The 13,236-nt window shown below is 65.7% G+C and carries 15 protein-coding genes; 9 read left to right on the top strand and 6 right to left on the bottom strand.

All coding sequences use genetic code 11. From position 1 onward, the window contains the following. Positions 1–137: 137 nt before the first annotated feature. The 3 genes from D1604_RS04285 to D1604_RS04275 all read right to left on the bottom strand — a co-directional run bounded on the left by D1604_RS04285 (position 138) and on the right by D1604_RS04275 (position 2,060). Complete coding sequence (locus D1604_RS04285) at positions 138–344, bottom strand: hypothetical protein (protein WP_003167328.1); 207 nt, start codon at positions 342–344, stop codon at positions 138–140. 61 nt (positions 345–405) lie between these two features. Then, positions 406–1,098, bottom strand: coding sequence for a TorF family putative porin (locus D1604_RS04280; protein ID WP_024353988.1), 693 nt, complete (start codon positions 1,096–1,098; stop codon positions 406–408). A gap of 35 nt (positions 1,099–1,133) precedes the next feature. Further along, a complete protein-coding gene (locus D1604_RS04275) occupies positions 1,134–2,060 on the bottom strand; it encodes an NAD(P)H-dependent flavin oxidoreductase (protein ID WP_119412308.1) in 927 nt (308 codons plus the stop codon). A 392-nt stretch (positions 2,061–2,452) separates the two neighbouring features. Here D1604_RS04275 and queF point away from each other — a divergent pair, with 392 nt between their 5' ends. The 3 genes from queF (at position 2,453) to D1604_RS04260 (ending at position 5,531) form a co-directional block, all read left to right on the top strand. Next, the gene (queF, locus tag D1604_RS04270; protein ID WP_119412450.1) at positions 2,453–2,914 is read left to right on the top strand and encodes a preQ(1) synthase; all 462 of its coding nucleotides are present in this window, start codon (positions 2,453–2,455) and stop codon (positions 2,912–2,914) included. 68 nt (positions 2,915–2,982) lie between these two features. Then, positions 2,983–4,602: an RNA-directed DNA polymerase gene (locus D1604_RS04265; RefSeq protein WP_147399874.1), complete on the top strand. Its 1,620-nt coding sequence runs from the start codon at positions 2,983–2,985 to the stop codon at positions 4,600–4,602. 71 nt (positions 4,603–4,673) lie between these two features. Then, positions 4,674–5,531, top strand: a complete 858-nt coding sequence (locus D1604_RS04260; protein ID WP_119412306.1) for a DUF817 domain-containing protein — start codon at positions 4,674–4,676, stop codon at positions 5,529–5,531. 32 nt (positions 5,532–5,563) lie between these two features. Here D1604_RS04260 and D1604_RS04255 read toward each other — a convergent pair whose 3' ends face one another. Continuing rightward, positions 5,564–6,166 carry a nitroreductase family protein gene (locus tag D1604_RS04255; RefSeq protein ID WP_119412305.1) on the bottom strand — a complete coding sequence of 201 codons (603 nt, stop codon included), beginning with the start codon at positions 6,164–6,166 and terminating at the stop codon, positions 5,564–5,566. Between the two features lie 45 nt (positions 6,167–6,211). Between D1604_RS04255 and D1604_RS04250 the strand changes: the two genes are divergently transcribed. The 3 genes from D1604_RS04250 (at position 6,212) to D1604_RS04240 (ending at position 8,020) form a co-directional block, all read left to right on the top strand. Continuing rightward, on the top strand, positions 6,212–6,841 hold the full coding sequence (locus tag D1604_RS04250; RefSeq protein ID WP_119412304.1) for an NUDIX domain-containing protein: 630 nt from the start codon (positions 6,212–6,214) through the stop codon (positions 6,839–6,841). A 27-nt stretch (positions 6,842–6,868) separates the two neighbouring features. Beyond that, positions 6,869–7,690, top strand: coding sequence for a serine O-acetyltransferase (gene cysE, locus D1604_RS04245; RefSeq protein ID WP_119412303.1), 822 nt, complete (start codon positions 6,869–6,871; stop codon positions 7,688–7,690). Between the two features lie 120 nt (positions 7,691–7,810). Next, positions 7,811–8,020, top strand: a complete 210-nt coding sequence (locus D1604_RS04240) for a DUF3126 family protein (protein ID WP_003167318.1) — start codon at positions 7,811–7,813, stop codon at positions 8,018–8,020. A 78-nt stretch (positions 8,021–8,098) separates the two neighbouring features. Here the strand turns inward: D1604_RS04240 and D1604_RS15585 are convergent, their stop codons facing one another. Beyond that, the gene (locus D1604_RS15585) at positions 8,099–8,704 is read right to left on the bottom strand and encodes a hypothetical protein (RefSeq protein ID WP_147399873.1); all 606 of its coding nucleotides are present in this window, start codon (positions 8,702–8,704) and stop codon (positions 8,099–8,101) included. Between the two features lie 81 nt (positions 8,705–8,785). Between D1604_RS15585 and D1604_RS04225 the strand changes: the two genes are divergently transcribed. The 3 genes from D1604_RS04225 (at position 8,786) to D1604_RS04215 (ending at position 12,714) form a co-directional block, all read left to right on the top strand. Beyond that, entirely contained in the window at positions 8,786–9,652 is an 867-nt protein-coding gene (locus D1604_RS04225) for a 50S ribosomal protein L11 methyltransferase (protein WP_119412300.1), read from the top strand. Between the two features lie 178 nt (positions 9,653–9,830). Beyond that, positions 9,831–11,657, top strand: a complete 1,827-nt coding sequence (locus D1604_RS04220; protein ID WP_119412299.1) for an aminopeptidase P family protein — start codon at positions 9,831–9,833, stop codon at positions 11,655–11,657. 73 nt (positions 11,658–11,730) lie between these two features. Beyond that, positions 11,731–12,714, top strand: coding sequence for an aldo/keto reductase (locus D1604_RS04215; RefSeq protein ID WP_119412298.1), 984 nt, complete (start codon positions 11,731–11,733; stop codon positions 12,712–12,714). Between the two features lie 62 nt (positions 12,715–12,776). On the opposite strand, the gene D1604_RS04210 is transcribed toward D1604_RS04215, so the two are convergent. Next, entirely contained in the window at positions 12,777–13,199 is a 423-nt protein-coding gene (locus D1604_RS04210; RefSeq protein WP_119412297.1) for a DUF2147 domain-containing protein, read from the bottom strand. Positions 13,200–13,236 lie beyond the last annotated feature (37 nt).

The raw sequence follows: 13,236 nt of genomic DNA, 5'->3' as shown, positions 1-13,236 counted from the left end.
AGAACGTCCCTGATGGCCTGTCGGGTCTGTATGGATCGGCTTAGACCTCGGTGCGCGGGGCAGAAGGCAGAGCGTTACGCAGAGAGATCGACCTCACTAGGGTGGACCCTCCATCGCCCTAATGCAAGGGGCGGGGTTCAGGGCTCGGCCGTTTCCGGCGGCGAAATCCAGTTCTCCTGACACAGCTTGCGCAGGGCCGAGGTGATGGTCGAGCCGTACAGCGCGTCCTGAATCCGCTCATACCCCTCGGTTTTCAGGGCCTGTTTTACATCGCCTACGGTTCGGCAGGCGCCGCTTTGGGCCAGTTGGTACGCACGTTCCAAAGTCGTCGGTCGAAAAGTCATGGCGTCAGCCTAGGCTTTTTCCGCCAAAGGTGAAACAGGCGCCTGAGACGCAGGCCTCTGGTCAGAAATAGACGCTGATCCCGGCGACCAGGGCGTCGGCGTACTGTTCGCCCGGAACCTTGGCGTTCGTGCCGTGCCAGCGCAGTTCGGCCTCAAGATTGGACGTCAGGGCGTAGGTCGCGCCGATGTTGTAGCCGGTGTAGTCGACGCTGTTGTCCTGCTCGCGACGGCCGACCTCGGCCGAGACGTTCAGCTTGTCGGTGAAGTCCCAGCCGCCGCGCACCGCGACCCAGGTCCAGGCCTTCACCGAACCAGCGCCGTCGGGCGAGTGTTGCAGCCGCAGGCGGGCGCTGGCTGGGCCGATCGAGCGCTTCATGTCGGCCGTGAACTCCCACGACTTATCGTCATAGCCGGGGTCGGCGTCGACCCGCCACTTGTGCGCGACGTTCAGGTCGAAGTCGAAGCCGGCCCATTGCGGACGCACGCCGCCGGCCAGTTCCAACTCCAGCTCCGAGCCGCCGCTTTTGATCGTTTCAAAGGCGGGGCTGACGTAGAAGAGGCCGCTTTCGCTTTCCCATTCCGCCGCGCCCCAGACGAAGGGATCGCCGTCGGACTTGGAGGCGTCCTTGGAGCGGTTGTCGCTGGCGGCGCCCGCGCTGAAGCTCCAGCGGCCGGGAAGCTCTTGCGCCTGAGCCGCCGAGGCCAGGATCAGGAGCGGGGCGGTCGCCAAAAGGGCGGTCGTCAGGATGCGCATGGTCGGCCTCGTCAGGGGAGTGTCGAGGCCGCTTCCTAGAGGCGCTTCTTGTCGAATTTATCACAGGCCTGCGAAAACTCGTCCGTCAGCCGAGCGACAAGCTGGGCCGTGGTCGGCACGTCGTGGATGGCGCCCGAGCCCTGACCGGCCGACCAGATTGTCTTCCACGCCTTGGCCTCTTCGCCCATGTCCAGCTTGTGCTCGGGCAGGGACTTGGGGTCGATCTTGTTTTCGACCAGCGAGGGCGTCAGGAAGTTGGCCGGAATGCCCGAGACGGCGGGCGTATAGGTGATGTCGGCCGAGCCCGACTGGACGATCAGATCCTTGTAGTGGGGCTGGGCCGCGCTTTCGGTCGTGGCGATGAAGCGGGTGCCCATATAGGCGAAGTCGGCCCCCATCATCAGCGCCGCCGCCACGTCCTGCCCGGTCGACAGGGCGCCCGCCAGGATGATGGTCCCGTCGTAGAAGCTGCGGACCTCGTTGATCAGGGCGAAGGGGTTCACCACGCCCGCATGTCCGCCCGCGCCGTTGGCGACCAGGATCAGGCCGTCGACGCCCGCCTCGGCCGCCTTGCGCGCGTGGCGCACATTGGCGATGTCGTGGAAGACCACGCCGCCATAGCCATGCACCGCATCCACCATGTCGCGCACGGCGCCCAGGGAGGTGATGATCAGCGGCACCTTCTCCTCGACCGAGACCATCATGTCGGCCATCAGGCGCGGATTGGTCGGGTGGACGATGTGGTTGACGCCGAACGGGGCGGCGTCGGGGGTCAGGCGCGCCTTGATCTCGTGCAGCCACTCCCGATAGCCCTCTGTCGTGCGCTGGTTCAGCGAGGGGAAGGTGCCTATCACGCCCGCATTACAGGCCTCGACCACCAGATCCGGCCCCGACACCAGGAACATGGGCGAGGCGATCACCGGCAGTTTCAGGCCGGACTGGAGGGAAGCGGGAATGGCCACGGGTCGTCTCTCCTGAGTTGCTTTTGGCTACGCTAACCGGCTGTCGTCAGGGAAGGCAATGCGTTCCAGCGCCCTTCTCCCCTTGAGGGAGAAGGTGGCAGGCGGAGCCTGACGGATGAGGGGTGTGAGCGCCCTCGCGTCCGATGATCGCACGGTTGAGGCGCAGAACAGCAAACCTTGCGCCGACACCCCTCATCCGAGCGCCTCCGGCGCCCACCTTCTCCCACAAGGGGAGAAGGAGAAAAAAGAGAGTCCAATTCGTCTGAATCGTCTGAAATCGCCCTCCGCCGTGCCCTCGGCCGGGGCGCAGTCTAGCACAGGCGCGGCGGGGGGATGGCCGATTGCGGCGGGGCGGCGTTTTCTTTGGCGGGGGGAAGGCCTAAATGGCGGGCATGACGCACTATACCGACAGCCTCAGCCAGCTCGGCGCCCAGACCGCCGCCCCGACCAACCCGCAGGAAGCGGTGCTGGAGCGCGTGCCTAATCCGCACGTCGACACGCTTTATGTGGCGCGCTTCACCGCGCCGGAGTTCACCAGCCTGTGCCCGGTGACGAACCAGCCCGACTTCGCCCACATCGTCATCGACTATGTGCCGGGCGACTGGCTGGTCGAGAGCAAGAGCCTGAAACTGTACCTGACCAGCTTCCGCAACCACGGCGCCTTCCACGAGGACTGCACCGTCGCCATCGGCAAGCGCTTGGCCGACCTGCTGCAACCGAAATGGCTGCGCATCGGCGGCTATTGGTACCCGCGCGGCGGCATCCCCATCGACGTCTTCTGGCAGACGGGCGCGCCGCTGGAAGGCGTGTGGCTGCCGGATCAGGGCGTGGCGGGGTATCGCGGGCGGGGGTGAGGGGGGCTCGCCACCGATTGCTTCCCTAGATCACTTCGCTGTGCAAAGGTAAGTGGAGGGGGAATGACTTGAAGAACAAATACGGATTGCTGCAGAAAGGCCTGTTCCCAGAGACTCTTCCGCCGTGTTTCTCAACAGTCGATCTTAAGCGGGCTCTTCGTGGCATCGTTCCAGAGGTGCGGGCAAAGGAGCTCCATAAACGGCCGACAGATTACGTTCGTTACAACGGGACTAAACATGACGGTAGCCGGCGCTTCTTCGGGAGCCCGAATCCTATTTCCTATTTCTATGTCGCCGATTTCGTCAGCAAAAATTGGCGAACGTTCGATGAGCGTTTTACAGCCTCACCGTTTTCAGTAAGCCGTCCGAGAGAAGGGCAGGATACTGATGACCGCCCAGTCATTATTCCGTCGCTGTCAGAGCTCACCACAGAGGCCTCGAAGAAGATCGGCTATTCGCCTTTCATTCTGAAGACCGACATCGCTCAGTTTTTCCCGAGCATATACACGCACTCCATATCGTGGTCGGCGCATGGGATTGAGCGAGCCAAGAAGGATACCGAGGTTTCCTCTAAAGACCTCCCGTTCAATCGGCTTGATTTCTTGGTTAGGAATTGTCAGCTGGCCGAAACGCGCGGGGTTTTGGTTGGCCCGGACGCTTTCCGCCTCGTCAGTGAATTCATAGCGGCTGGTATCGACGGAGAGCTTTTTGACGCTGTTGGGGCGGAGATCGTCGGGGCCGCGAGGCATGTCGATGACTACTACCTGGGCCTGCAGTCAGAGACAGCAGCGATCGTCGTTCTCTCCAAGCTTCGAGAGCTACTTCAGAGATACAACCTCAATATCAATGACAGTAAAACTAAAATTTTGAGCGGCCTTGAGCCCCTGAATGATTTGTGGGCCCAAGAGTTACGCCAAGAATCACGAAATCTTAACGGCTATAATGTCTATGTGACGGACACCGTCGACGATATTGTTTTATTCATCAATAAAGCGCTGGACCTCTCTGCAACCTTCAAGACAGACAGCCCTGTTAAGATTGCCCTACGCACGCTTGATCAGATCAGGTTATATCGCAAGGACGAATGGAGCGTTGTCGAGCCATATTTGCAGCGGATCATTTTCCATCACCCCCACTGTATCGACTATGCGGCCCTGCTTGTCGTCAAGCGCGTCGCGTTAAACAAAAAAATCGATAGCGAGGGATGGACCGCGGCAGTTCATCATCTGGTGCTTAGGCACCTAGCGTTCAATCACCACCACGAGGTGGTCTGGCTGTTGTGGCTGTTGCTTTGTTGCCGCCTCGACATACCAGATGAACTCGTTACGGCGTTGATCGCGAGCCCAAACGCTCATATCCGCTCGCTGGTGGTGGCGGGGTTTGCTGACGGCAGAATCGCAAGGAAACCCAAGCTTAGTTTAGGCGGAAAATTGCCCTCGACCGATCAAAACTGGCTGCTGAATCTACAAGCTAGATCGGTCGGTTTTTCAAAGGCCTCATTTGGCGGATCAATGTCGGCGGAGTTCGAGCATCTGGCCAACAGGAACGTCGTTCTGATCGATATTCAAGATCATCTGGATAAGGTTCAGAAAGGTAGCGTCCACGCCATTAGCCGAACGCGCTACGGCTACGATCGCCAAGATGATGATTACTATGATTTCGGGGACGACGACGGAATCGCCTTCTGAGGCGAAGGCATCCTTGGATAGGTATGTCCAAGTCTGATGGAATCGGTCTGGGCCACTGCTAATCTCCAGCCATGAACCCGCCCCCCCGCCTCCCGCTCGAAGTCTGGGGCCGCCGCCTGATGACGCGCGCCGAGGCGTGGGCCGACCGCTCGCGCCTTCGCCGGTACGCCTATGAGTTCCTGTGGTTCGGGCTGAAGCAGGGGTGGGCGTGTCTGTTCGGCGGGGCGATGCTGGCGCTGATCCTGGGGACGTTTCTGTTCTGGCCTGATCAGGCGCCGCTGGCGCGCTATGATTTTCTGGTGCTGGGGGCGCTGGGGATACAGGCGGCGATGCTGGCCCTGAAGCTGGAGAGCTGGGAGGAGGCGCGGGTCATCTTCCTGTTCCATATCGCCGGGACGATCATGGAACTGTTCAAGACCTATCACGGGTCGTGGATCTATCCGGAAGAGTCGGTGCTGAGGATCGGCGCCGTGCCGCTGTTCTCGGGCTTCATGTATGCGGCGGTGGGCAGCTACATCGCGCGGGTGCAGCGCATCTTCCATATCCGGGTGCGGAACTATCCGCCGCTGTGGACGACGTGGGTGCTGGCGGCGGCGATCTACGTCAACTTCTTTGCGCATCACTGGCTGCCGGACATCCGGCTGGCGCTGTTCGCGGCGACGGGGCTGCTGTTCGCGCGGGGGTGGTTCTGGTTCACCGCCGACCGGATGCGGCGGTCGATGCCGCTGCTGCTGGGCTATGGGCTGGTGGCGCTGTTCATCTGGTTCGCGGAGAACCTGGGGACGTTCGCGCGGGCCTGGGTCTATCCGGGGCAGGAGGGCGGATGGGAGATGGTCAGCCTGAACAAGCTGGGGGCGTGGTTCCTGCTGATGATCATTTCGGTGGTGCTGGTGTCGATCGTGCACCGGCCGGAGGAGGAGGCGAGGTAGGGCGGCCTTCTCCCACAAGGGGAGAAGGGGCGTTACGGCCGCGCCGTCACCTTGTGCTCCAGGTTGGGGCGGGGGCGCTCAAGCGAGGGCTCGGACAGGGAGCCGATGTGGATGAAGCCGGCGATGCTCTCGCCGTCCTCGACGCCGAACAGGGTGACGGCGGCGGGGTCGTAGGAATACCAGTCGGTGATCCAACTGGCCGAATAGCCCAGGGCGTTGGCGGCGTGTTCAAGGTTCATGCAGACGGCGCCGGCGGACAACTGCTGCTCCCACACCGGGACCTTGTGGCCTTCGATGGGCGCAGAGACGACCATTATGGTCAGCGGCGGGTTGGCCAGTTTGGCCAGGGAGGCGATCTCCTTGCCGGTGCGGTTCTGGGTTTCGCCCAGCGCGGCGAGGGCCTCGGACAACTCGGCGCGACTGTGCGGGCCAAGGATGACGAAGCGCCAGGGGAACAGCTTGCCGTGGTCGGGGGTGCGGGCGCCCAGCAGAAGCATCTGCTCGACCTCGGCGTCCGTAGGGCCGGGCAGGGTCAGCAACTGGGCCGAGGCCGAGCGACGCACGGCAAGCCGCGACAGCAGCTCTTGCGAACGGACGGGCAGGGGCAGGGGGGAAGACAGGTCTGACTGGCTCATGGCCGATAGCTAGGCTTTCGAGGCGCGCGGCGCCATAGCTGGGGCATGAGCAAGATCCGCGACATCAGGCCTCGCTGGGCCGAGGGCCTGCCCGAAACGCCGCCGTGGCGCAGTCTGGGGACGAGCGTGGTCGTCGATACGCCCTGGATGCAGGTGACGCGCCATCCGGCCGTGGCGCCGACGGGGGCGGATGCCGACTACATGGTCATGCGGCCTAGGAATGTGGGGACGGGCGTGCTGCCGCTGCATGACGACGGGACGGTCAGTCTGGTCGGGCAGCACCGCTTCGCCCTGATGCGCTATTCGTGGGAGATGCCCGAGGGCGGGGCGCCGGAGGGGGAAGACCCCTTTGAGGCCGTGAAGCGCGAACTGGCCGAGGAGGCGGGGCTGACGGCGGCGCACTGGCGCGCGGCGCTGGACGTGGACCTGTCCAACTCCATCACCGACGAGCGGGCGATGACCTGGGTCGCTTGGGGGCTGGAGTCTACGGACAAGGCGCCGGACCCGACGGAGGTCTTCCTGTCGGCGCGCGTGCCGTTCCGCGAGCTGATGGCCGAGATCGCGCGCGGGGCGGTGCGCGACAGCCTGACGGTGGCGACGGCCTATCGGGCCTACCATATGGCGCGGGAGGGCGAACTGCCCGCCACGCTGGCGCGTTCCATGCTGGGCGCGTAGGGTCGAGCCGAAGTTTAAGGAAGCCTGATGGCCAAGCTGGAAGTCGTGCCGAAGCAACCGGACCTGTGGGCGCAGTTGCGCGCCGCAGCCGAGGACGCTGCGCGCGAGGAGCCGCGACTGGCGTCGCAGCTGAACGCCGTAGTGCTGGCGCACGATGATTTCGCCGGGGCGCTGAGCTTCCAGATCGCGCGCAAGCTGGGCGATGCGGAGCTGGGCGCCATGACGGTGCGCGAGGTGGCCCTGTCGGCCTTCGCCGCTGATCCGGGCATTGTCGCCGCCGCCGAAGCGGACCTGAAGGCGGTGCAGGAGCGCGATCCGGCGATCCGCTCGCTGTTGCAGCCCTTCATGTATTTCAAGGGGTTCCAGGCGCTGCAGGCCTGGCGCGTGGCGCACTGGCTGTGGACCCAGGACCGCGACACCCTGGCGTTTCACTTCCAGAGCCGGATCTCGGAGCTGTTCCAACTGGACATTCATCCGGCGGCGCGGATCGGCTCGGGCGTCTTTCTGGACCACGGCACGGGCATCGTCATCGGCGAGACGGCGGTGATCGGCGACGAGGTGTCCATGCTGCACGCCGTGACGCTGGGCGGAACGGGGGCCGAACGCGGCGACCGCCATCCGAAGATCGGGCGCGGCGTCCTGCTGGGCGCCGGGGCCAAGGTGCTGGGCAACATCACCGTCGGCGACTACGCCAAGGTGGCGTCGGGCTCGGTGGTGCTGAAGCCGGTGCCGGCGGGCTGCACCGTGGCGGGGGTGCCCGCGCGGCTGGTCAACTGCCCGACCGACGCCACGCCCGCGCGGACGATGGACCATACGCTGTCCGACATCGTCTATGACTTCGTGATCTGAGGGGCGTCGCCTGTGGACGCCTGAAGCGCATGCTTCTCCTCGGGCTTCCCAAGGCGGGACGGCTTCTCTAGGGTCCGCGCCCAACGATATGCGCTTCGGCGCCAAAACGAGGCTGACCCCGTGACCGAGAACGATCTGAAGCGCGTCGAGACGCACCTGAAGCGCACCTTCAACCACGGCGGCATCAAGGTGAAGGGCCGCAAGGTCGCCGATTCCGCCGAAGTCTACGTCGACGACGAGTTCATCGGCGTGGTGTTCGAGGATGAAGACGAAGCCGGTTCCTACATGTTCGAAATGGCGATCCTGGCGGAAGACCTGCCGCCGGCCTGACGCCTGCGGAAGACGCGAATTGAAAAAGGCCGGAGAGGGCGTCCTCTCCGGCCTTTTCTATTGGCGATCAGCGTCGGATCACCAGCCGAACAGGCGGGCGAAGAAGCCCTTCTTCTTTTCGGGGGCGGGCGTTTCGACGGGCGTTACCGGCTCGGCGGCAGGGGCGGGCGCGGCGGCCTGAACCGGCGGCTCGGCGGCGACGGGCGCGGTCGCGACGACCGGCTCGGGCTTGGGCGCAGGCCTGGTCTCGGCCGGCGCCACAGGCGCGGGCGCCAGGGAAGCGGCGACCGGCGTCTCGACCGGAGCGGCGGCGGCCGTCTTGGACGCGGCGGGTCTCTTCGGTGCGGCGGCCTTGGTCGCCGCAGGCTTGGCTGTAGTTGATTTGGCAGCGGGTTTTTTGGCCGGGGCGGCCTTGGCGGCGGCGGGCTTCGCCGCAGCGGCCTTCGCCGGAGCCTTCGTCGTCTTGGTGGCGGCCTTGGTCGCTGCAGGCTTGGCCGCCGCCTTGGTCGCGGGCTTTGCTGCGGCGGTCTTGGCGGGAGCCTTCGTCGCGGCGGCCGCCTTTACGGTCTTGGGCTTGGCGTCAGCTTTTGTCGCTGTTGCGCTCGACTTTGCCGCCGGTTTCGGCTTGGAAGCGGCGGAGGCCGCTTTCGCGGCAGGTTTCGTCTCAGACGGTGCTTTGGCCATGAACTCCCCGACCCCTCGTTGGACACGGGCGTGAGAACCAAGCCCGTACTGGCGATTCGTCATTATAACGGTGTTTAAGAAATGTCCGAATCCGCAGTTCAGGTGATCGCGCGCGGCGACCGCGCCCCGGCCGAAGCCGCCGCCGCCGCCATCGACGCCAACCCCCTGCTGGAAGGCGCCACCTATTCCATCCTGGAAGAGGATGAGGACAAGGAAATCTGGCGCATCGACGCCTTCCCGACCAGCGAGGAAGAGGCCGAAGGCATCGCCGAGATCCTGCGCGCCACGCCGGGGCTGGAGGTCGTGGTCGAGAAGCTGGCCGACGCCGACTGGCTGGCCATGAGCCTGTCGGGCCTGCCGCCGGTCGAGGCGGGACGTTTCTTCGTCTACGGCGCCCATGATCAGGGCAAGATTCCCGAGGGCCGGGTCAATCTGAAGATCGACGCGGGCGCCGCCTTCGGCACCGGCCACCACGGCACGACGGTCGGCTGTCTGGAGGCCTTCGACAATCTGCTGAAGACCGAGACCTTCGAGAAGGTGCTGGACGTCGGCTGCGGCACGGGCGTGCTGGCGATTGCAGCGGCCAAGACCGGTTCGCCCCTCGCCGTCGGCACCGACATCGACGAGCCCTCGGCCCGGATCGCCAATGAGAACGCCGCGATCAACGACGCCAAATGCGACTTTTATTTCGCCGATGGTCTGAGCGATGCGCGGATTGCGCAGCACGCGCCCTATGATCTGGTGTTCGCCAACATTCTGGCCGCGCCGCTGGTGTTCCTGGCGCCTGAGATCGCCGGGGCGCTGAAGTCGGGCGGGGTCGCGATCCTGTCGGGCTTGCTGCGGACGCAGGAAGAGCGGATTCTGGAGGCCTATCTGCCGCTGGGTTTCGTAGTGGAGCAGACGATCCATCACGACGCGTGGAGCGCGCTGCAACTGCGGAAGAAGTAGAGGCGCGACCTTCTCCCTCCCCGTTCTGGGGAGGGTGGCTGAGGCGTAGCCGAAGCCGAAGCCGGGTGGGGGCGCTTCGACTGATCAAGCGCTGCACCTGTGTCTCCTAGCCCTCCCCACCCGGTCGCTGCGCGACCACCCTCCCCATGAAGGGGAGGGAGATGATACGGATGCATTCATGCGCCAGACATTCGACGAAACCACCGATCCGTCCTTCGGGGCCAAACACCTGCCTCTGCTCCGCGCCGAGATGGCCAAGCAGGGCCTCGACGGCCTGCTGGTCCCGCATGAGGACGAGCATCAGAACGAATACCTGCCCGACGCCAATGAGCGGCTGGCGTGGGTCAGCGGTTTCACCGGCTCGGCCGGGGCGGGCGTCGTGCTGAAGGACAGGGCGGCGGTCTTCGTCGACGGCCGCTATACGGTGCAGGCCAAGGCGCAGACGGACGAGGCCCTGTTCGAGCGGCAGCCGCTGAACAAGCTGGCCGACTGGCTGGCGGCCGTGCCGTCTGGCTCGGTCATCGGCTATGATCCGCGCCTGCACAGCCCCGATGCGCTGGCGAGCCTGCGCGCCGCCGTCGAGAAGGCCGGGGCGACGCTGAAGGCGGTCGAGGCCAATCCGATCGACCTGGCCTGGGGCGATGCGCGCCCGGCCCAGCCGCAGGCGCCGGTGGTCCCGCACGAGGACCGCTATTCCGGCGAAGACGCCGCGTCCAAGCGTGCTCGCATCGGCAAGGCCATCGCTGAGGCCGGAGCCGAGGCCGCCGTGCTGACGGCGCCGTCGTCGCTGGCCTGGCTGTTCAATATTCGCGGCGGCGACGTGATCCGCACGCCGCTGCCGCTGGGTCAGGCGGTGGTGAAGACGGACGGGACAGCCAGCGTCTTCCTTGATCCGGCCAAGGTGACGAACGAACTGCCCGGCTGGCTGGGCGACGCCGTGACGTTGGAGGCGCCCGAGGCGCTGCCGGGCGCGCTGGACGCCCTGTCGGGGCGCCGGGTGATGATCGATCCGGCCGTGTCCTCGGCCTGGTATTTCGACCGACTGGAAGCGGCGGGCGCAAGCATCGTTCGCGGCATGGACCCCTGCGCCCTGCCGCGCGCGCAGAAGAACGACGTCGAGATCGAGGGCAGCCGTCAGGCCCATATCCGCGATGGCGCCGCCCTGACACGCTTCCTGCACTGGGTCGATACGGTCGCGCAGAAGGAACTGCCGGACGAGCGGGCGGTGGTCGAGGCGCTGGAGGGTTTCCGCGAGGCGACCGGCATGTTGAAGGACCTGTCCTTCGACACCATCGCCGGGGTCGGGCCGAACGGCGCCCTGCCGCACTACAAGCCGGTCGGGGCCAAGATCCGACCGATGGAGGCGGGTTCGCTGCTGCTGGTGGACGGCGGCGGCCAGTATCTGGACGGGACCACGGACGTGACCCGCACCATGGCCATCGGCGAGGGTACGGCCGATCAGCGCCGGATGTTCACCCTGGTCCTGAAGGGTCATATCGCCATGGCGGTGATCCGCTTCCCCGCCGGGACCAGCGGGCGCCAGTTGGACGCCATTGCGCGCCAGCCGCTGTGGAACGCCGGCTTCGACTTCGACCACGGCACGGGCCACGGCGTCGGGTCGTATCTGGGCGTGCACGAGGGGCCGCAACGTATCGCTGGCTGGGGCACGGACCAGCCTCTGCTGACCGGCATGATCCTGTCGAACGAGCCGGGCTATTACCGCGAAGGCGAGTGGGGCATCCGCATCGAGACGCTGCAGGTCGTCACGGCCCCGGCCCAGGTGCCGGGCGGCGAGCGGCCGATGCATGGATTTGAGCAACTGACGCTGGCGCCGCTAGATCGCAAGTTGATCGACGTTTCGCTGCTGACGGCGGACGAGCGGGCCTATGTCGACGCCTATCACGCCGAGGTTCTGGCCAAGGTCGGGCCTCTGCTGGCTGACGGCGTGCAGAAGGACGAGGCGGCGCTGGAGTGGCTGAAGGCGCAGACCGCCCTCTTGAAATAAGGCCATACGGCGCCCATCTGAAGAGTGTCGGCGGATGCGCCGCCGACCCCCTCACATCAGAAGGAATGCGCGGATGAAGATGCGCAAGCTGGGCCGTAACGGCCCTGAGGTCTCGGCCGTCGGTCTGGGCTGCATGGGCATGAGCGCCTTTTACGGCGGCGCCGACGAGGCCCAATCCATCGCGGTGATCCACCGCGCGCTCGACCTGGGCGTCACCCTGTTCGACACGGCCGAGATGTACGGCCCCCACACCAATGAAGTCCTGGTGGGCAAGGCGCTGCAGGGGCGCCGGGACGAGGCTTTCATCGCCACCAAGTTCGGCATCAATCGCCAGCCGGACGGTTCGGCGATCACCGACGGTTCGCCCGCCAATGTGCGTCGCGCGGTCGAGGGCAGCCTGAGCCGCCTCGGCGTCGATCACATTGACCTCTATTACCAGCACCGCATCGACCCCAATACGCCGATCGAGGAGACGGTCGGGGCCATGGCCGAACTGGTGAAGGAGGGCAAGGTCCGCTTCCTGGGCCTGTCCGAGGCGGCGCCCGCCACCCTGCGCCGCGCCCACGCCGAGCATCCGATCACGGCGTTGCAGACCGAATATTCGCTGTGGAGCCGCGACCCGGAGGACGAGCTTCTGGGCGTGGTGCGCGAACTGGGCATTGGCTTTGTGCCCTACAGTCCGCTGGGTCGGGGCTTCCTGTCCGGGGAGATCAAGTCGATCGACGACCTGGCGCCGGACGACTTCCGCCGGACGAACCCGCGCTTTGCGGGCGCCAACTTCCAGAAGAACCTCGATCTGGTCGATGCGGTCGGCGCCATCGCGGCGGACAAGGGGGTGACGGCGGCGCAACTGGCCCTGGCCTGGGTGCTGGCGCAGGGAGAAGACCTGGTCCCCATCCCCGGCACGCGCCGCATCGCCACGCTGGAGCAGAACGCGGCGGCGGCGGACATCGTGCTGACGCCGGATGATCTGGCGCGGATCGAGGCCGTCTTCCCGCGCGGGGCGGCGGCGGGCGAGCGCTATGCGCCCGGCGGTATGAGTTCGCTGAACCGCTGACATGAAAACGCCTCCCTCGCGATCGCGGGGGAGGCGTTTTTCGTTCGGGCTGTGCGCCTCGATTACTGGACGCGGGTCCAGGTCTGGGTCTTGCACAGGGGGGCGACGATGCAGCCGCGCAGGCGCAGCGTATTGTCGTTGGTCAGGGTGATGGTGCCGCGATAGGTGCCGCCGTCCTCGGGGTTGTAGACCGAGCCGCCGCGCCATTCGGTCGGGCCGCCGGTGAAGCCCGACAGCATCCGCAGGCCGCGCAGGGGGCGGTCGCGCAGGGACTCATCCTTGTTGCGTTGATCCTTGACTTCGGGGTTGGCGCGGATGTGGCTGGAGGTGACGAGGACGCCGCACAGGGCCTGGCCGCAGCGTTCGATGCGGACCTGACCGCCGTTGGTCGGGGTCTGCCACAGACCGGTGGGGTCGCTGGCGAGGGCCGGAGAAGCGAGGGCGAGGGCGACGGCGGCGAGCGCCGTCAGGACGGGGGTCTTCATCGGCGTTTTCCTTCTGACGGATCGTTGAGGCGATCCC

The sequence above is a fragment of the Brevundimonas sp. LPMIX5 genome, assembly GCF_003576505.1.
GTDB classification, from domain to species: domain Bacteria; phylum Pseudomonadota; class Alphaproteobacteria; order Caulobacterales; family Caulobacteraceae; genus Brevundimonas; species Brevundimonas naejangsanensis.
Note: the sequence above shows the minus strand (reverse complement) of the source record. Positions and strands in the feature narration are given on the sequence as shown.